This is a genomic window from Chryseobacterium sp. 14P4.3.2, from assembly GCF_057799275.1.
The window spans coordinates 50,980-68,451 of the sequence record NZ_JBYOKO010000001.1 but is presented as its reverse complement, the minus strand read 5'-3'; the positions used below and the strand labels follow the sequence as shown (position 1 = coordinate 68,451).

Here is a 17,472-nt window from a genome sequence, read left to right as displayed (position 1 = left end):
CTTTATTCTCAAACAGGATACATTTCATTAATACAATAGGACTTACATAAAAATCTTATGGAGCAGATTCATCCATTTGTTCCTTTTCCTTTTTTACACATATTAAGTCCTCTTAACAATTTTCTAATCTCATTTTAATCTCTTTAATCACATTTTAATTCCATTCCAAAGATCCTCTAATCTGGTCGTTCTAGTTTTGTATCATCAAAAAAGATCAACACAATACAAAATAATAAAGAATATGGCTAAAACAATTTTAATTGCAACAGATTATTCTCTTGAGTCATTGAATATATTGAAAAAAGTGCTTAAAGGAAAAGATGCATCAGGAGATCAGAATCAATATAACATCCTTCTTACTTCAGGATATGATTCGGGAGATTCTATCAGAGATCTTTTATTCAATACCAAAACATCAGTTTTCAACAAGATCAGACCGGCAGAATTCTGTGATGCGTATGGAATTATTAAAAATAAATATCCCCACCTGATTAACAAAATCACCTGCGATGTTTTCACAGGAAGCTTTCAAAGAACATTCAATCAGTATGTAAAAGCTGAAAATATAGAAGAAGCCTATTATTCTTCATCTATTAAAAGCAAAGGAAAAGGAAAGTTTGACCTTATTCCTTATATCAAAAAAAGCAAAGAACTGCAGTCTCATGACATCACAGTAGAAGCAAGAGAAAAGCTTCCGGAAAGAGGAAGGCTGGCAGAGATCTTTGTAGAGGTCTAAAAGTGAATATAATTTAAAAAGATTAAAAATGTTAAGAAATTATAGTAACAGCAGGACACTGGGAGACAATATAAGATTGGGGACGCTGACTGCATTTACTGCAGGTACTATAAATATAGCATCCTTATTGATATTTCTCTCATTTACGTCAAATGTAACAGGACATTACGCTATTTTGGCCGCTGAGATCAGCAAAGGAAACTGGGCACAGGTTGGAGTAGTGGGAGTATGGATATTTTTATTCTTCTTCGGAAGCTTCCTGTCCAACTTTATTGTTATCAATTTTAATAAGAAAAGTAAATATTTTGCCCATTCGATGCCCCTTGTACTGGAGATCATATGTCTTCTTTTTGTAGGAGTATACGGACAGCTTTATTACCAGAAAACATTGGCAGAAACCGAGTACCTGGTAGCCCTTATGCTATTTGCAACAGGACTTCAGAATGGATTAACGGCAAGTATATCAAACTTTTCTGTAAAAACAACCCACCTTACCGGAACTACAACCGATCTGGGAATTCTGGTGTCTATGTTTACCCAGAAGAGATATAGAAAAAACGGAGAGCTGATTGGAAGAGCAAAACTATTGCTGAGCATTATGATTTCCTATGTATTAGGTGCTGTATTTTCAGGATTGACCTATTACTATCTGGAATTCAGAGTCTTTTATGTTATCAGTATCTGTCTTCTGATCGTGATCGGATATGATGCTTATAAAATTCATATACGGCACTTCAACACAAAATACAGGTACAACAGGATTTATAGAAAGCCAAACCTTTTTGCTTACCTCTATGAAAAGATCCATGGAATACCTAAAAGAGAAAAGAAAAGAAAACTTGTTTTTGATGAGTGATTAAATAAGAGTAAATCACTATAATTTTTGTATAAACTAGCTGTGAGCACCCTTATTTTATGATGGAATAGGGGTGTTTTTTTTGAAAATTAACTCCCGGATCCCTGAACTGTTATTATTTTATCTCCTTTTCAGGTAGGCAAAAAAGCCTGCCTCGGAATTAAATAAAGATTGTTGTTAAAGCCCTTCATTACAAACATTAAAAAAACCTGATGGGGATAAATAGGGTGAAATTGTTGATAATTAAATATTAAAACCCGGTTTTAATATTTTAATTCCCGTTTTCATTGACTATTTTTGTAAGTTGATTTACGTTTTTATGTCAGATATTATTCAGCTTTTACCGGATCATGTAGCTAACCAAATTGCAGCGGGAGAGGTGGTGCAGAGACCTGCATCCATCGTGAAGGAACTTTTGGAAAACGCTATAGATGCAGATGCTACAAGAATTGAATTGATCATCAGGGATTCCGGAAAAAACCTTATACAGGTGGTGGATGACGGGAAAGGGATGTCTGAAACAGATGCAAGAATGGCATTTGAAAGACATGCCACATCCAAGATTAAAGGAACGGAAGATATCTTTAAAATTGCAACAAAAGGGTTTCGCGGGGAGGCCTTGGCTTCTATTGCAGCAGTCTCTCAGGTTGAACTGAGAACGAAGCAGACAGCAGCGTCCATAGGAACCAATATTTATATCGAAGGCGGGGTTTTTCAGTTTCAGGACCCAATTCAGACAGCAGAAGGGTCAAACTTTTTGGTTAAAAATCTTTTCTACAACGTTCCTGCAAGAAGGAAGTTTTTGAAAAATAATAATGTAGAATTCAGACATGTAATTGATGAATTTCAGCGTGTTGCACTTGCGCACGAAGGACTGGAGTTTTCATTATTCCATGATGATGAGCCTGTTTTCAGACTGAGAAAAGGAAGTCAGATGCAGCGTATTGTGGATGTTTTTGGAAGAAAACTGCAGCCGCTTCTGATTCCTATCAAAGAAGATATTATCTGGTGTAAACTTCATGGCTTTGTTGCAAAACCTGAAGGAGCCAAAAAATCAAGAGGAGAGCAGTTTCTTTTCGTAAACGGAAGATATTTTAAAAGCCCATATTTCAATAAAGCAGTACAGGAAGCTTTTGAGGGGCTGCTTCAGCCCGGGTATGTGCCTTCGTTTTTTCTTTTTCTGGAACTTGATCCGGAGAAAATTGACGTTAATATTCATCCCCAGAAAACAGAAGTAAAGTTTGAAGATGAGCATCTTATTTTTGCATTGCTTCGCTCTACTATCAAAAGATCACTGGGAATCTATAATGTATCTCCAAGTCTTGATTTTGACAGAGATCCTGAATTGGACGAGATGATGAACAAGCCTATTCCTAGTAAAGGAAACGGAGGTGGAAGCGGTATTATCAAAATGCCTGAAATCATCGTAGACAAAGATTATAATCCGTTTCTGGAAGAAAAAAATGTGCGTCCTGAAGAAATTCAGAACCTTACAGAAATGTACCATCAGAATATTACAGCAGAACCTTCAAAAATTAACTTGTTTGAAGATGAAGATTTTGATGAAGATCTGATGAGACTTCCCAACGGATACTGGCTTTTCAATAAGGGTGATATGACGCTAATGCTGGATCTTGGAAGAATGCACAGATTACTGGTGGCAGAAAACAATAAATCTACCAGAAAATCAAGCACCAACAGTCATGCACTTCTTTTCTCTCTGGAGTATCATATGAATGAGATCGAAAAAAATAAATACAATTCGATCAAAAAATATCTTCCGGAGCTTGGGTTTGACATGAAAATTGCTCATGAAAGTGTATTGAGAATAGATTCGCTTCCTGAAGGATTGAAAGAAACACAGGCAATGAAGTTTCTGGAGAACCTTTTTGAGATCCTGGAATATAAAACCGAGGACGAGTTTATGCATTATTACCATAATCAATGGAATAAAATGCAGTCTAAATCAAGATTTGACTTTATTTATAAAAAAGATGCGGAACAAGTTATCAAAGACTTTACAGCATTAGGCTTTCCGGAATTTCTGCCGGATGGTAAAAGATGCTTCTATGAAGTTCCGTTTAATGATTTTAAAAACAAATTTTAAAAAATATGTTTAACAATATACCGCCGATTACACGAAATATTATCATTATTAATGTAATAGTATTCATTGTTACCTCTTTACTTGGAAATCAGGTTATTGGTTATCTTGCTGGTTTTTATCCTTTTTCACCATTCTTCCACTCATGGCAGATTATAACCCATATGTTTATGCATGGGAGTATTATGCATATTTTATTTAATATGTTGACGCTCTTCAGTTTTGGTCCTATTCTGGAACAGACATTGGGAGATAGAAAATATTTGATACTTTACTTTGCAAGTGGTTTAGGAGCCTTTTTCCTTTTCAATCTATGGAATTTTGTAGAAGTTCAGAATATTTCCAATGAATTACAACAGTTGGGTTTAAATGTGAGTGCATACCTGTCCGGTGCAAGTGTAGAGTTTTCTGGAAGTGCTGATTCTGTTCTTAGGCAAAAAGAGCTATTAGGAAACTTAAAAGATATTGTGGCAACACCTATGGTGGGGGCTTCAGGAGCTATTTTCGGAATTGTAGCAGCATTTGCAACCCTATATCCGGATTCTAAAATCGGAATTATGTTTATTCCGGTTCCTATCAAAGTAAAATATCTGTTACCCATTATTGTTGTGGTTTCCGTATACCTGGGCGTTTCCGGAAACGGAGGGGGAATTGCTCATCTCGCTCACGTAGGTGGGGCTCTGGTCGGCTGGCTGCTGGCAAGAATATGGAAAAAACACCTTTACAGATTCAATTAAGAGTATATTGTGAAGATTTTTCGGCTCATACTACTGATCCTGCATCTGGGAATTCTGTTTCTGGTACTGTGTACTTTATTGAATGCTTACATTCCACCTAAAATTTTTCCGTGGTTTAATCTGCTTTCTTTAGGCTTCCCGATTCTTATTACTCTATATATTGTCTTAACGGTATTTTGGGTGTTAAGCTGGAAAAAAAGAGCCTTTGTATTCATGTTTGTGGGTTTGTTGTTTTTAAATCCTGTAAAACGCTGGGTTAATTATTCCTCTGATATAAAAAAGAGATCAGATCTTAAAGTGTTGTCTTTCAATACCAGAACGGGAGTGTATAAGAGGCAGGAAGTTGCTGATTATCTGAAATCTCATAAAGCAGATGTTGTTCTTTTGCAGGAAGATTCCGGAAACGGATATGAGTTTGAAGGTTATGATAAAATAAGCACCCCGGTAGGTCTTACGATTCTTACAAGGCATAAAATCATCAGTAAAAAAATTATAGATCCGCAGGTGGATGGTTTAGGATCTCCTGCTTTACAGGCGGACATCCAGATAAATGGTATAGTGTATCGGTTTATTGACGTTTATCTTGAGCCGTTCCGGTTTGAAAAAGAAATGATAAAGCTTGACGGAAATACTGATGCTGATGAAGAAAAGGTAAAAGATATTGTGAAAAAGCTTATTCCTACCTTTAAAAAACATCAGGATCAGGTCACACTGATCAGACAATTGGTAGATGACTCTCCCTATCCTGTTATTTTAGCCGGTGATTTCAACTCAGTTCCGAATTCTTATGAATATTACCACTTATCCGAAGGGCTTGAAGATGCATTTCTGACTTCTGGAAAAGGAAGTGCTACCAGTTTTCATGATTATAAATTTCCAATCAGGATTGATTATGTATTTTCTTCAAAAGCATTGCGTGCTGTTTCCTATGAAGTAGACCGCTCTGTCAGTCTTTCAGACCATTATCCGGTCATTGCAAAATTTTCAATAGAGAATAAATAATCACAAAAAGAGTTAAATTTTAACTCCTTGGTAGGGTTTTTGCTTAAAAATATCCGTACCAAGACCGTTTTTTCATGAAGTCGAATCAGATATTACTATTTATACATATCGCTGTGGGTGTTTTGCTGTTGTGCACACTCGGGAATGCATGGGTTCCGCCTAACCTTTTGGGTAGCCTTAACCTGCTTTCTCTAGGCTTTCCCTATCTGATGGCGGCACACTTGATTCTTACCGTAGTTTGGATCATTAAAAGACAGAAAATAGCTATTGCTTTTGTCCTGGGGACCTTTATATTCTACAATCCAATCCGTCGATGGATCAACTTTTCTCCCAAAACAGATAATGAAAAGACAATACGAGATATAAAAGTACTTACTTTTAATGTGAAATATGGAGAATATGGCTGGGATAAAGTAAAGAACTATATCAAAGAGCAAAATGCTGATATTATCCTGGTTCAGGAAAAAGATACCAATCGTGCTTTAAAGCAGGACCTTGTAAAATATCCTTCTGTCATTCTTAAAACAAAACATAAAATTGTAAGACAGGCCCAGCTGATTGATGAGAAAGCAAGAGGGAATTCCTTCTATGCTGATGTGGATATCAATGGGAAGATTATCAGAATTGTAAATGTGTACCTGGAGCCTTTCAGGCTTCATAAATCAATGTTTACAAAACTGGACGCTTTAGGTTTTGGTAATGTTTCTACTTTGCTTTCACATATGACTCCCACTTTTCAGGCTCATGAAGAGCAGGTAAAAAGAATCAGAAAAATAGTAGACCTTTCACCTTATCCCGTTATTTTGGCCGGCGACTTCAATTCCGTTCCCAATTCTTATGAGTATTACAACCTTGGGAAAGACCTTCAGGACGCCTTTTTGGTTGCAGGAAAAGGGAGTGCAAGCAGTTTTCATGATTATAAAGTGCCGTTGAGAATTGATTATATTTTTACTTCAAAATCAATCATCCCCTTAAGCTATAAAGTAGATCATTCTGTGGAATTATCGGATCACTATCCTGTAATTGCAGAATTTCTGCTAAATTAGTTCCATGAAAAATTTACTGTCTGCGATTTTTATTTTTACAATCCTTTTTTCTGCCTGCTCAAAGAAAGAGTCACCGGGTTTTAGTGCTGAACAGGACGTCAAAATTTATTATGATACGATGGCTGTTGATTCTTTTTCTACGGGAGCTATTACGGTAGATATTGCCCGCAAGATAAGAATGTCATCACCACAATATCAGGATTCTTTAAAACAGGCTAAAAAGGTTCAGGAGGAAGAAAAAAAGCTAAAGGCAGAACTTGAAAAGGAAAATAAAGCCAAGTTGGAAGAGGAAAAGAAAAAAACAGAGGCTGAAAAGAAACAAAAGACTTCGGAAACGCCTGTTCAAAAAGAAACCAAAACAGAATAAACCAAACATTTTTAAAATATAAAATATGAAAAAGCAAATTATCGCAGCTTTAGTGATCTCTGTATTCACCGTTGCATGCACAAAATCCACAACAAAGTCAGAGCAGATAGAAAATGCTGACGGTTCGGTGACCACTACTACCACTACTGTTACGGAAACTCCTTCTAATTTGGTTGATTCTTCTAAAGTGAATAAAGCAAAAGAAGATGTTAAAACAAAAGTAGATGAAGCCGGTAACAAAATTGACGATGCGGCTCAGAAAGCGAAAGATAAGATTGATGCTACAGCAGATAAGACCAAACAGGATCTTCATAAGGCCGGGCAAGACATCAAAACAGAAGCTGACAAAGCAGGGAAAGACGCAAAGGAAGCGGCTAGGAAAGGAGCTTCAAAGATAGAAGATGCGGCTAAAAAAGTAAAAGAAGATTTAAGTAAATAAAAGAAAACCGCAGTAATTCTGCGGTTTTTGTTTTTATGTAGTGGTGGATAATCCGACATTTTGGAAATGACGGATTTTAGCCATTCTGATTTTTATATATTTCAATATCCACGGTCCCTTTATTTAATTCCAGTAAAGGATCAATATATTCTCTGTCGTTGCTTAACCTTGGAACCTTATTCTGGCCGCCAAGCTTTCCTTTGGACTCCAGCCAGTTGTAGAATAAATTCTGCCTTGCAATGTGAACAATAGGCCTTCTGAGCGTCATATTATTATATCTTTTTGCTTCGTAATCAGAATTGATGGTTTTCAGATGCTGATCAAAACAATCAACAAAGCTTTCCAGGCTATCCGGATGCTGGCTGAACTCAAAGATCCATTCATGGGCACCTCCTTCATTTTCTTTCATGAAAACCGGAGCTCCCGTAAACTCTGTAACAAGTGCACCAGTAGCTTCACAAGCCTTAGAAAGTGCAGATTCTACATTGGTGATCATCAGTTCTTCTCCGAAAGCATTAATATAATGCTTCGTTCTCCCTGTGATTTTTATTCTGAAAGGATTGGTGGAGGTAAATACTACTGTATCTCCAATGAGGTATCTCCATAATCCGCCATTGGTAGTGATCACCATAGCGTAGTTTTTTCCCGTTTCCACATCCTCAAGGCTTACCACTTTTGGATTGGAATGATGAAACTGATCCATTGGAATAAACTCATAGAATATACCGTAATCCAGCATCAGGAGCATTTCATCACTATTGGATCTGTCCTGTATACCAAAGAACCCTTCAGATGCATTGTAAATTTCGTAGTAATTGATGTTTTTTCCGATGATCTGTCTGTATTGCTCCCTGTAGGGCTTGAAACTGATTCCACCGTGAAAAAACACCTCTAAATTCGGCCATAGCTCAGAAATACTTCCTACGTTGGTTTCTTTTAAAACTCTTTGCAGAAGAACCAGCATCCAGCTTGGAACTCCAAGAATGCTTCCCACATCTTCATTCTTTACTTCTGAAGTGATGGCTTTTAGCTTACTTTCCCATTCAGACATCAGGGAAACCTTTTTACTCGGGGTGGTGGTAATTTCTACCCAGAAAGGAAGATTATCAATTAAAATGGCAGACAGATCCCCAAATTTGGTATTGAAATCTGCATACAGTTCTGAACTTCCTCCCAGGCGGAGATTTTTATTGGTGAAAAGCTGATTTTCGGGATGATTGTTGGCATAGATGGATACCATATCCTTTCCGGCTTTCATATGACAATACTCGAGGCTTTCTGCTGAAATAGGAATAAACTTACTTTTAGCATTAGTAGTTCCTGATGACTTGGCAAAATGTTTAATAAGTCCCGGCCAGCTTACATCTTTATATCCCTGCCTTGCTCTTTCAATATAAGGTTCAAAATCTTCATAAGTGACTATCGGAACTTTATTTTTAAAGTCCTGATAGCTTGAAATAGAGTTGAATCCGTACTGTTTGCCATATTCTGTGTCTTCCGCATGAAACAATTGTGAAAATAAGATTCCTTTCTGTGTTTCAATAGGATGATCCATGAAATTCTGTATCTGATCAATCCTTTGACGGATGAACCAGTTGACTACGGTATTGAAAAGTGCTTTGGTTGCCATTCCAACAAATATAATGATATTTGAATTTTCTGAGAATTTTTTCTGGGATTAAATAAAAAAACCGTTACAAAATAAGTAACGGTTTGATATCTAAGGTGTTGTTTATTAACAATACTCGTCGTAAGCAGCTTGAAGGTTTGCTGCAATAGCTCCTGCAGGGTTTCCTTCAATGTGGTGTCTTTCCAGCATGTGAACCAATTCTCCGTCTTTGAAGAGTGCCACACATGGAGAACTTGGAGGGAATGGAGCAAGGTGTTTTCTTGCTTCAACTACTGCCTCAGTATCAAATCCTGCAAAAACAGTTGTTAAATGATCAGGCTTCTTGTCTCCGGTTAAAGAATACACTACTCCCGGTCTTGCAGCTCCCGCAGCACATCCGCATACGGAGTTGATCACTAATAATGTTGTGCCAGACTGTTTTAAAGCATCTTCTACCTGAGCAGGGCTTGTTAAGTCCTGGAAACCTTTATCTGTAAGCTCTGCCTTCATTGGCATTACTAAATCTGTTGGATACATATATTTTGTTTTTTTTATCTGTACAAAGTTACACAATTCTTTACGTTTAGTCAATATATAATAACTATCAACGGTTTAGTCATATAAAATTAACCAAATGTTAATAGTTCAACAATATTCATAAAAATGTGAATTAAGATTAGGAATAATGAAATATATTTATTAAATTTGAAATGATTCTGAAAAACAAACGACCATGAAAAAAACATTTAAGGCTTTCCCTCGAGCAATCAATCACTTAAATGCTGTTTGAAAAATGAAGTAAATTTATTCTTTTTTTCAGTTTTGAATCAAACTGAATAACAAATTTTAATATCCAAAAAAAGCGAAGCCCGGAACTGAAAAGTTCCGGGCTTCTAATCAAATCGATATGCAAAGGTTGAATATCCTTAACGAATGGTATGAGATCTTTATCTTCGGGCGCAAGATTACTCCTGAGGCCCAGATCCCATTATGAAAGGAGCTTTTTAGCCATCTCGGAAATACTTTTTCCGTCAGATTTTCCGGCCAGCGCTTTTGACGCTGCTCCCATTACCTTTCCTAAATCTTTGATAGATTCAGCTCCGGTTTCAGAAATAATATTTTTAATTTCTGTTTCTAATTCTTCTGCAGAAAGCTGTTTTGGTAAAAACTTCTCAATCACTTTCATTTGTGCATCTTCTACTTCAGCAAGATCTTGTCTTCCTTGTGCAGTAAACTGCTCGAAAGAGTCCTTACGCTGCTTGATCATTCTCTGAAGAATGGCAATTTCCTGTTCTGCGGAAACTTCAGCGCCTCTGGCTTCAGTTTTTAAAAGAAGAATTTGAGATTTTACGGCACGAAGAGAATCCAGAGCTACCCTGTCTTTCTCTCTCATAGCTGTTTTTATAGCTTCACTGATTATATTTTCTAAACTCATGTTGTCTTTATTAGTATTAGCTTAAAAAAAGATTAATGTATTGATGTAAAATCATTAATACATTTTACATCAATACATTAATACACTTATTTTAGTCTACATCTTTATTTAAAAATCTGTTTTCTCTGATTTGCATGGATCCATTGTTGTCAGACAGATAAGTGTTGATATTCTGGTCTGAAGCATTGTTTCCGTCAATTGAAATATTTTTTCTTTTGAAAGCAGGAATAGATTCAAACTCACTCGTACTGTCAAAGCTCTGATAACGTGAATTGAATTCTTTTAGTTTATTTCTTCTTTCAATAACTCTGTCCTGATCAATCGTTTTGTTCACGAAAGTGAATTCTGATTCTTCAGTTTTTGGAGTCTCAATTTCTGTTCTGCTTTCAAAAGCGGGTTTTGTTTCAACTTTGGGTTCCTCCTGTTTCTGATAGAAAGTTTCAATCTTTTGAGCAGGTTCAGCTACAGCGCTTGTTGGTGCATTAAACTCTGCCTTTGGCTGTCCAAAATCAGTTTTAGGCTCATTTCTGGTTGGCTCATTGACAAAAAAGCTGAATTCAACAGGTTTCTGTTCTGAGAAAGAATTGTTGAAAGTGCTTCCAGACTGAGGTTCATCTTTCTTATTGTCAAAATCAAATTTGAAAGACTGAATTTCAAGATCATTTGGATCTTCATTTTCTTCATCAACAGAGAATAAACTGTACGCATCCTGCTCGCTTTCTTCTTCATTTCTCCAGCTCTGCTCAGGGGTGTTTAGTGTATTATCCTCTTTATCAGAGAATTTTATTTCTCTTTTGATCTCCTCTTCCTCAATAATCATTTTTTTTTCAATAGAGGTCACCTTGAACTGTTGAGTATCATGGTCTTCATCATCTAATCTGAAATGATTGATTCTATTGGTATCGTAGATTGTTTCCGGAGCAATCTCTCTTTCTTCTCTTGTTTTAAAAGGAGAAGATTTTGGAGACTCAAAGCTGTCATTAAGACTGATTCTTATTTTTTCTGTAGGACCTGAAAACTTTTTGTTGTCATTAGAGAATCCTGTTGCGATAACAAGAACACTTACAGCATCCCCTAGTTCTTCATCAGCACCTACCCCAAAAATAATATCGGCTGTATTTCCTGCCTCTTTCTGGATATGATCCATGATGATACCGATTTCGTCCATGGTAACTTCTTCAGCACCACTTCTGATCAGTAACAGGACATTTTTGGCACCTGTAATCTTATTATCATTTAATAATGGAGAATCAAGAGCTTTTCTTACTGCTTCTTCAGCCTTATTTTCACCTGAAGCAGTTCCTGTAGACATCAGAGCAGTTCCTGAATTCTGAAGTACAGATTTAGCATCTCTAAAGTCAATGTTTACATCAAAGTAACCTGTAATAACTTCTGCCATACCTTTCGCGGCATTTGCTAAAACTTCATCGGCTTTTGAGAAGCCCTGTTTGAATCCAAGGTTTCCGAACTGCTGTCTCAATTTATCATTGTTGATAACAATTAATGAGTCAACATTATTTTTTAATTTTTCAAGACCGTTTTCAGCTTGCTCCAGTCTTCTTTTTCCTTCGAAGCTGAAAGGGACAGTCACAATACCTACGGTTAAAATCCCCATGTCTTTTGCTACTTTAGCAATCACGGGAGCCGCTCCGGTACCGGTACCACCACCCATTCCGGCAGTGATAAACACCATCTTGGTGTTCTGGCCCATGGCTGCTTTGATATCTTCAATACTTTCAATAGCTGATTTTTCCCCCACTTCAGGGTCTGCGCCAGCCCCCAGACCTTCCGTAATGGAAGTTCCTAGCTGAACTTTATTGGCAACGGGGTTATTGTCAAGTGTCTGAGCATCTGTGTTACAAACCACGAAGTCTACCCCGTGGATACCTTTTTCGTACATGTGCTTCAGAGCGTTGTTACCACCGCCCCCTACACCGATTACTTTTATGATGGATGAATTTCCTTTTGGTAAATCAAATGAAAATCCTTGTGTACCTATATTTTCCATAACTATACTTTTTATAATTATAATTGATAATTGATTAATGATCATTGATAAGGAAAAGATCATTTATCGCTTATCATTCTCATTTATAATTTACTCTACTTCTTCAAAGAATTTTTTTACTTTTTCCATAAGCGACTGCCCGAATGTCAGTTTAGCTTTTCTGTTTTGCTGCTTTTCCTTTTCAACAGGCTGCTGCTCCTGAACGGGTGCTGTCTGTTGAACCGTTTGGGTAGTTTCCGCCTGTGAAGGAACTACTTCCGGCTTAGGCTGCTCAATCTCAACTTCTTCCACGTCATCAGCATTCTGCTTTTTATCTCTGATCTTTAAACTCTCCATCAGTAACCCAATAGAGGTAGCAAATTCAGGGCCTTTCAGGTACTGATTTTTATCGTTGGCGATATATTCATTAGCAAAACCGATTCTGCTGTCAAAACCTGTGGTATAATTCGCCAGCTGACGCAGGTGTTTCAGATTTGAACCACCTCCTGTCAGAACAATTCCGGCAATCAGCTTTTTCTTTTGTTCAAAGGCGCCATACGCTTTCAGCTCGGTATTTACCATTTCCAGAATTTCTTCTACTCTTGCATTGATGATCTGTGCCAGAGTTTTTAAAGAAATTTCCTTGTCTGGTCTTCCGTGAAGTCCGGGAATTGTTACAAAAGTACTGTCTTTTTCCAATTCGGGAACAGCCGAACCAAATTTTACTTTCAATTGTTCAGCATGTTTCTCAATAATGGAACAGCCTTCTTTTATATCTTCGGTAATAATCCCGCCTCCGTAAGGAATAACACAGGTATGACGGATGATATTATCTTTAAAGATAGCAATATCAGTAGTACCGCCACCAATGTCAACAATGGCTACACCGGCTTCTTTTTCTTCTTTTGTAAGAACAGCTTCTGAAGATGCCAATGGCTCCAGGGTAAGGGCCTCCATTTCCAGCCCGGCTTCGCGAACACATCTAGCAATGTTTCTGATGCTGCCCATTTGGCCTACTACAACATGGAAATTAGCTTCTAAACGTTTTCCGTGCATCCCGACAGGTTCCTGAATTTCACCTTCGGAATCCACTTTATATTCTTGAGGAAGTACATGGATAATTTCTTCTCCAGGAAGCATGACCAGCTTCTTGACCTGGTCTTTTAACGCTTCAATGTCATCGTCTGTAATAAATTTATCCGGATGTTCACGCATAATATAATCGGAGTGCTGCAGAGAACGTATGTGTTTTCCTGCAATACCTACCGTAACCTTGCGGATAGGAACTCCAGCACTGGATTGTGCTTCGGATACTGCAGCCTTGATTGAATTAATGGTTTGCGAAATATTATTCACAATCCCTTTATGAACACCAAGACTTTTAGCTTTTCCTACACCGAGAACTTCTATCTTCCCGTGTGCATTCCTTCTTCCGACAATCGCGACTATCTTCGTTGTCCCGATGTCCAGACCTACTGAATACTCTTGATTTTCCATTTTTTATATCGATTTGATTTTTTCTACTTTTTCCATTATCAGGACCGGTCCTGTTTTATATTAAATTGTCTTTTAGAGACTCTTTTATTCTATTTTAACCTTGGCTTTCGGCTTTGGTTTGGACGGTGCCGGGGCCTTTGTTTTTTTCTCTGTTTTTTTTGTTTCCTTAGTATGCGTTTTTTGTTTTGTACTTTCCTTGGGTTTTGCTGATGAGGAATTTACTTTTTTTTCTTCAGCTATCTTTAGCTTAGTTTCTGTTCTCTTCATTCCCTGAGCAGGTATCTTCGCCAGTTCCAGCTTTCCAGCTTTTAAAATACTGTCGTTTTCCTTAAAATAAGGGTTTAAAGTCGTTACAATCTGGTTCTGATATTTTACAGAAACCATACTGTATTTTTGAGGATCCTGATAGACCAGGTATTTTTCTACAAAAGTTTTAAATCCTTTTACTTTAAAATCAATGTTTTCCAGATCTCCAATTTCTACTCTGTAATTCCCTTCGCTTGTCAGAAGGCTGTAACTGTCTTTGCTTTTTGAAATTCCAATAAAGTATTTTTTGCTGAAATCATCTTTATCGATCTTTTCTACCAGCTCTGCCAGTTTTTTATATTCTTCAGGCTGTACATTTCCTGTTACCAGCATACAAGGGTGAGAATAGGTCCTTGAAATGGGAAACTCAGTTCCTCTTTCATCTACATAAAAATCTTTTCCATCTTTATTGAGCCTGAAAACAGGAACTCTCTGTTTGATATCCAGATTCAGTTTTCCGTTTAAGTTCAGATAGACATTGGCACTATCAACTGCCGGCAAAGAATTGATCTTTTTTTCTAAGGCAGGGATATTCAGTTCTCCTACTTTTCCCGAAGGGTTTTCTCTTCGGACGATCTCTCGAATGTCTTTTTCATCCACAAAATAAACCGGAGTTCTCTCGCTCATTTTTACAGAAATTTTATTGTCTGTAATCTGCTCATTGCTGAATCTCTTCAACGAGAAACTCAGTAATAATCCAAGGATGATTACAGTGACAACAATTTTTAATATTCTGTATTTATTTTTCATACTTTTTTGTATTCATGTATTGATGTAAAATGTATTCATGAATACGTTAATACATTATTACTTTTTACAATTCACTTATCCACTCACAGATAGGGTCATACAGGGTGTCTATATTCCCCGCACCTACTGTAAGGAGGATATCAAAATCTTTTTCTTTTATTTTTTCAAAAGCATCTGATAAATTGGATACTTCCTTTTTCTCTAATGTTACTTTTTCTAAAAGCCAGTTTGAAGTGATTCCTTCAAAATTCTCCTGAAGTTCTCTTGCAGGATAAATATCTAGTAAAATCAATTCATCAGCTTTACTTAAGCTTTCTGCAAATCCGTCTGCGAAATCTCTTGTTCTGCTGAACAGGTGTGGCTGGAAAGCTACCAATAGTTTTTTATCAGGGTAAAATGTTTTAATTGAACCCATTACGGCATTGATTTCTGTTGGATGATGAGCATAATCATCAATATAAATTTTACCGTTTTGATAAATATGTTTGGTATATCTTCTTTTAATTCCTTTAAAATTGGCAATTGCTTTTTTCAGCGTATCAAAATCTGCGCCCAAATTGCGAAGAATAGCCAGTGCTACCGTAGCATTTTCAACATTGTGGATTCCAGGGATCTCCCATATGAAATCTTTTATTGTTTCTGTCGGGGTATGGAAGTCAAAATAAATTTTATCATGGTCCATACGCAGGTTGTCAGAATAGTAGTCAGCAGGCTCATTCACTGCATAAGTTCTATGAGGTCTGCCTATATCAATTCCTTTTCTTACAAATAGCTGCTGATCTTGCGGGACCAATGCTACAAACTCTCTGAATCCTTCTTCTATATGACTTTTATCTCCATAAATATCCAAATGGTCCGCATCTATAGAAGTCACTACGGCCCAATCCGGGGAAAGGCTTAAAAAGCTTCTGTCATATTCATCAGCTTCTACCACAGAATAATTGGAACCATTATACAGAAAGTTGGATTTAAAATTCTCAGAAATACCTCCTAAAAAGCATGAGAAAGGAAGATTGACTTCTTTACATAAATGAGCCACAAGGGTAGACGTTGTTGTCTTTCCGTGAGTTCCTGCTATTGCAATACAGTCTGTATTTTCTGTAATTAATCCTAAAACTTTAGCACGTTTCAATACTTCAAACTGATTTTCATTGAAATAATCTAATATACTCAGCACTTTGATAGCGGGGGTGTAGATGATCAATGTATCTTCTTTCTGAAGAGACGTGATTCTTTCATCAATATGATCTTCAAAAACAATATCAATACCCTCCTTCATCAGATTCTGAGTGAGTTTAGTATTGGTTTTATCGTATCCCAATACTTTTTTCCCGGATGCATTGAAATAGCGTGCCAATGCACTCATTCCGATACCTCCGATTCCAACGAAGTAAAAAGTCTGATATGTCTGTAAAATATTCATTTATTTCTTTTGTATTATTGTATTCATTTAAAATGTACTGATGATTTTTCGTTACCTCATTTTACGATGATACTTTTTACATTAATTTAAAAATTTCGTCCACAATCTCTTTTGCAGCATCAGGCTTGGCAAAATACTTCAGATTGTCGGACATTTCTTTTCTTACACTTTCGTTTTCGCAGATATCTGATAATGTATTCCAGAATTTTTCCTGCATTTCAGAGTCTTTTACCATTCTCGCTGCATTTTTGTCTACAAGGTTCATGGCATTTTTAGTCTGATGGTCTTCCGCTGCAAAAGGGAATGGCACCAGCAGAACCGGTTTCTTTGCTACTGCCAACTCTGAAATGGCAATGGCTCCAGCTCTTGAAACAATCACATCGGCAGCAGAATAAGCCAGCTCCATGTCTTTGATGAATTCACGGATCTGAATATTGGTGGTGTCAATGTCTTTTGTTTCGTCTAAAATATTTTTATAATCAAGCTTTCCTGTCTGCCAGATCAGCTGATAATCTTTATCTGCAATTTCCTTTAAATGGGTTTTCCAGGCATTATTTAATGTTCTGGATCCTAAAGAACCACCTACGGATAAAATGGTAAGCTTGTCTTTACTGAGTCCCATTTTTTCTTTTGCCAGAGCAGTTTCCTGCATTCCCGAAACAATAACTGAACGGATCGGATTTCCCAGAAATTTTATTTTTTCAGCCGGAAAGCCTTCTACTTTTGGGTAGGCTGTAAAAACAGCTTTTGCTTTCTTGCTTAAAATTTTATTAGTTACCCCTGCGTAGGCATTTTGTTCCTGTATGAAAATCGGAATTCCCATTTTGCTTGCTTCATAAAGAGCAGGTCCGCTTGCAAAACCTCCTGTTCCAACTGCAAAATCGGGAGCAAAACTTTTAATGATTCTTTTTGACTTAGATAAACTTTTCAGAATTTTGAAAGGTAATCCTAAGTTGGATAACAAGTTTCCTCTGTTGATTCCGGCGATATCAATTCCTTCTATTTTGTAGCCAGCCTGAGGAACTTTTTCCATTTCCATTTTTCCGTTGGCTCCGATGAACAAAAACTCTGCATCAGGAAATCTTTGCTTGATTTCGTCTGCAATGGCAATGGCAGGGAAGATATGTCCTCCTGTTCCTCCGCCTGATAGTATTATTTTTAACTTTTTGTTCATTTTC

At 37.0% G+C, this 17,472-nt stretch carries 16 protein-coding genes; 8 read left to right on the top strand and 8 right to left on the bottom strand.

Translation table 11 applies throughout. From position 1 onward, the window contains the following. The first annotated feature begins 241 nt into the window (after positions 1 to 241). From AC27VX_RS00290 to AC27VX_RS00255, 8 genes are all read left to right on the top strand, one after another. Positions 242 to 736 carry a hypothetical protein gene (locus AC27VX_RS00290; protein WP_236856611.1) on the top strand — a complete coding sequence of 165 codons (495 nt, stop codon included), beginning with the start codon at positions 242 to 244 and terminating at the stop codon, positions 734 to 736. Between the two features lie 28 nt (positions 737 to 764). Beyond that, on the top strand, positions 765 to 1,592 hold the full coding sequence (locus AC27VX_RS00285) for a YoaK family protein (protein WP_488693302.1): 828 nt from the start codon (positions 765 to 767) through the stop codon (positions 1,590 to 1,592). A gap of 319 nt (positions 1,593 to 1,911) precedes the next feature. Beyond that, entirely contained in the window at positions 1,912 to 3,699 is a 1,788-nt protein-coding gene (mutL, locus tag AC27VX_RS00280) for a DNA mismatch repair endonuclease MutL (RefSeq protein ID WP_300687784.1), read from the top strand. 5 nt (positions 3,700 to 3,704) lie between these two features. Further along, positions 3,705 to 4,433 (top strand): rhomboid family intramembrane serine protease, encoded by a 729-nt coding sequence (locus AC27VX_RS00275; RefSeq protein ID WP_236856608.1) that lies wholly within the window; start codon positions 3,705 to 3,707, stop codon positions 4,431 to 4,433. 9 nt (positions 4,434 to 4,442) lie between these two features. Then, positions 4,443 to 5,435 carry an endonuclease/exonuclease/phosphatase family protein gene (locus AC27VX_RS00270; protein ID WP_488693299.1) on the top strand — a complete coding sequence of 331 codons (993 nt, stop codon included), beginning with the start codon at positions 4,443 to 4,445 and terminating at the stop codon, positions 5,433 to 5,435. 74 nt (positions 5,436 to 5,509) lie between these two features. Then, positions 5,510 to 6,481, top strand: a complete 972-nt coding sequence (locus AC27VX_RS00265) for an endonuclease/exonuclease/phosphatase family protein (RefSeq protein ID WP_236856606.1) — start codon at positions 5,510 to 5,512, stop codon at positions 6,479 to 6,481. 4 nt (positions 6,482 to 6,485) lie between these two features. Further along, a complete protein-coding gene (locus AC27VX_RS00260) occupies positions 6,486 to 6,848 on the top strand; it encodes a hypothetical protein (protein ID WP_236856605.1) in 363 nt (120 codons plus the stop codon). A 25-nt stretch (positions 6,849 to 6,873) separates the two neighbouring features. Continuing rightward, entirely contained in the window at positions 6,874 to 7,287 is a 414-nt protein-coding gene (locus AC27VX_RS00255; RefSeq protein WP_236856604.1) for a hypothetical protein, read from the top strand. 76 nt (positions 7,288 to 7,363) lie between these two features. Here AC27VX_RS00255 and AC27VX_RS00250 read toward each other — a convergent pair whose 3' ends face one another. The 8 genes from AC27VX_RS00250 to murG form a co-directional block, all read right to left on the bottom strand. Beyond that, positions 7,364 to 8,917: a GH3 auxin-responsive promoter family protein gene (locus tag AC27VX_RS00250; protein WP_236856603.1), complete on the bottom strand. Its 1,554-nt coding sequence runs from the start codon at positions 8,915 to 8,917 to the stop codon at positions 7,364 to 7,366. Positions 8,918 to 9,022: 105 nt separating this feature from the next. Next, a complete protein-coding gene (locus AC27VX_RS00245) occupies positions 9,023 to 9,433 on the bottom strand; it encodes a BrxA/BrxB family bacilliredoxin (RefSeq protein ID WP_236856602.1) in 411 nt (136 codons plus the stop codon). Positions 9,434 to 9,884: 451 nt separating this feature from the next. Beyond that, positions 9,885 to 10,331 (bottom strand): GatB/YqeY domain-containing protein, encoded by a 447-nt coding sequence (locus AC27VX_RS00240; protein ID WP_488693296.1) that lies wholly within the window; start codon positions 10,329 to 10,331, stop codon positions 9,885 to 9,887. 91 nt (positions 10,332 to 10,422) lie between these two features. Then, positions 10,423 to 12,339, bottom strand: a complete 1,917-nt coding sequence (gene ftsZ / locus AC27VX_RS00235) for a cell division protein FtsZ (protein WP_488693294.1) — start codon at positions 12,337 to 12,339, stop codon at positions 10,423 to 10,425. 90 nt (positions 12,340 to 12,429) lie between these two features. Continuing rightward, positions 12,430 to 13,815, bottom strand: a complete 1,386-nt coding sequence (ftsA, locus tag AC27VX_RS00230; RefSeq protein WP_488693292.1) for a cell division protein FtsA — start codon at positions 13,813 to 13,815, stop codon at positions 12,430 to 12,432. An 84-nt stretch (positions 13,816 to 13,899) separates the two neighbouring features. Continuing rightward, positions 13,900 to 14,871 (bottom strand): cell division protein FtsQ/DivIB, encoded by a 972-nt coding sequence (locus tag AC27VX_RS00225; protein WP_236856598.1) that lies wholly within the window; start codon positions 14,869 to 14,871, stop codon positions 13,900 to 13,902. A 64-nt stretch (positions 14,872 to 14,935) separates the two neighbouring features. Then, positions 14,936 to 16,294, bottom strand: coding sequence for a UDP-N-acetylmuramate--L-alanine ligase (gene murC / locus AC27VX_RS00220; protein WP_488693290.1), 1,359 nt, complete (start codon positions 16,292 to 16,294; stop codon positions 14,936 to 14,938). Between the two features lie 76 nt (positions 16,295 to 16,370). Next, on the bottom strand, positions 16,371 to 17,468 hold the full coding sequence (gene murG, locus AC27VX_RS00215; RefSeq protein ID WP_300687797.1) for an undecaprenyldiphospho-muramoylpentapeptide beta-N-acetylglucosaminyltransferase: 1,098 nt from the start codon (positions 17,466 to 17,468) through the stop codon (positions 16,371 to 16,373). Positions 17,469 to 17,472 lie beyond the last annotated feature (4 nt).

Bases quoted from the DNA above. Each gene is read 5' to 3' on its own strand.
- AC27VX_RS00290 (WP_236856611.1), top strand. From the start codon at position 242: ATGGCTAAAACAATTTTAATTGCAACAGATTATTCTCTTGAGTCATTG.
- AC27VX_RS00285 (WP_488693302.1), top strand. From the start codon at position 765: ATGTTAAGAAATTATAGTAACAGCAGGACACTGGGAGACAATATAAGA.
- mutL (WP_300687784.1), top strand. From the start codon at position 1,912: ATGTCAGATATTATTCAGCTTTTACCGGATCATGTAGCTAACCAAATT.
- AC27VX_RS00275 (WP_236856608.1), top strand. From the start codon at position 3,705: ATGTTTAACAATATACCGCCGATTACACGAAATATTATCATTATTAAT.
- AC27VX_RS00265 (WP_236856606.1), top strand. From the start codon at position 5,510: ATGAAGTCGAATCAGATATTACTATTTATACATATCGCTGTGGGTGTT.
- AC27VX_RS00260 (WP_236856605.1), top strand. From the start codon at position 6,486: ATGAAAAATTTACTGTCTGCGATTTTTATTTTTACAATCCTTTTTTCT.
- AC27VX_RS00255 (WP_236856604.1), top strand. From the start codon at position 6,874: ATGAAAAAGCAAATTATCGCAGCTTTAGTGATCTCTGTATTCACCGTT.
- AC27VX_RS00250 (WP_236856603.1), bottom strand. From the start codon at position 8,917: ATGGCAACCAAAGCACTTTTCAATACCGTAGTCAACTGGTTCATCCGT.
- AC27VX_RS00245 (WP_236856602.1), bottom strand. From the start codon at position 9,433: ATGTATCCAACAGATTTAGTAATGCCAATGAAGGCAGAGCTTACAGAT.
- AC27VX_RS00240 (WP_488693296.1), bottom strand. From the start codon at position 10,331: ATGAGTTTAGAAAATATAATCAGTGAAGCTATAAAAACAGCTATGAGA.
- ftsZ (WP_488693294.1), bottom strand. From the start codon at position 12,339: ATGGAAAATATAGGTACACAAGGATTTTCATTTGATTTACCAAAAGGA.
- ftsA (WP_488693292.1), bottom strand. From the start codon at position 13,815: ATGGAAAATCAAGAGTATTCAGTAGGTCTGGACATCGGGACAACGAAG.
- AC27VX_RS00225 (WP_236856598.1), bottom strand. From the start codon at position 14,871: ATGAAAAATAAATACAGAATATTAAAAATTGTTGTCACTGTAATCATC.
- murC (WP_488693290.1), bottom strand. From the start codon at position 16,294: ATGAATATTTTACAGACATATCAGACTTTTTACTTCGTTGGAATCGGA.
- murG (WP_300687797.1), bottom strand. From the start codon at position 17,468: ATGAACAAAAAGTTAAAAATAATACTATCAGGCGGAGGAACAGGAGGA.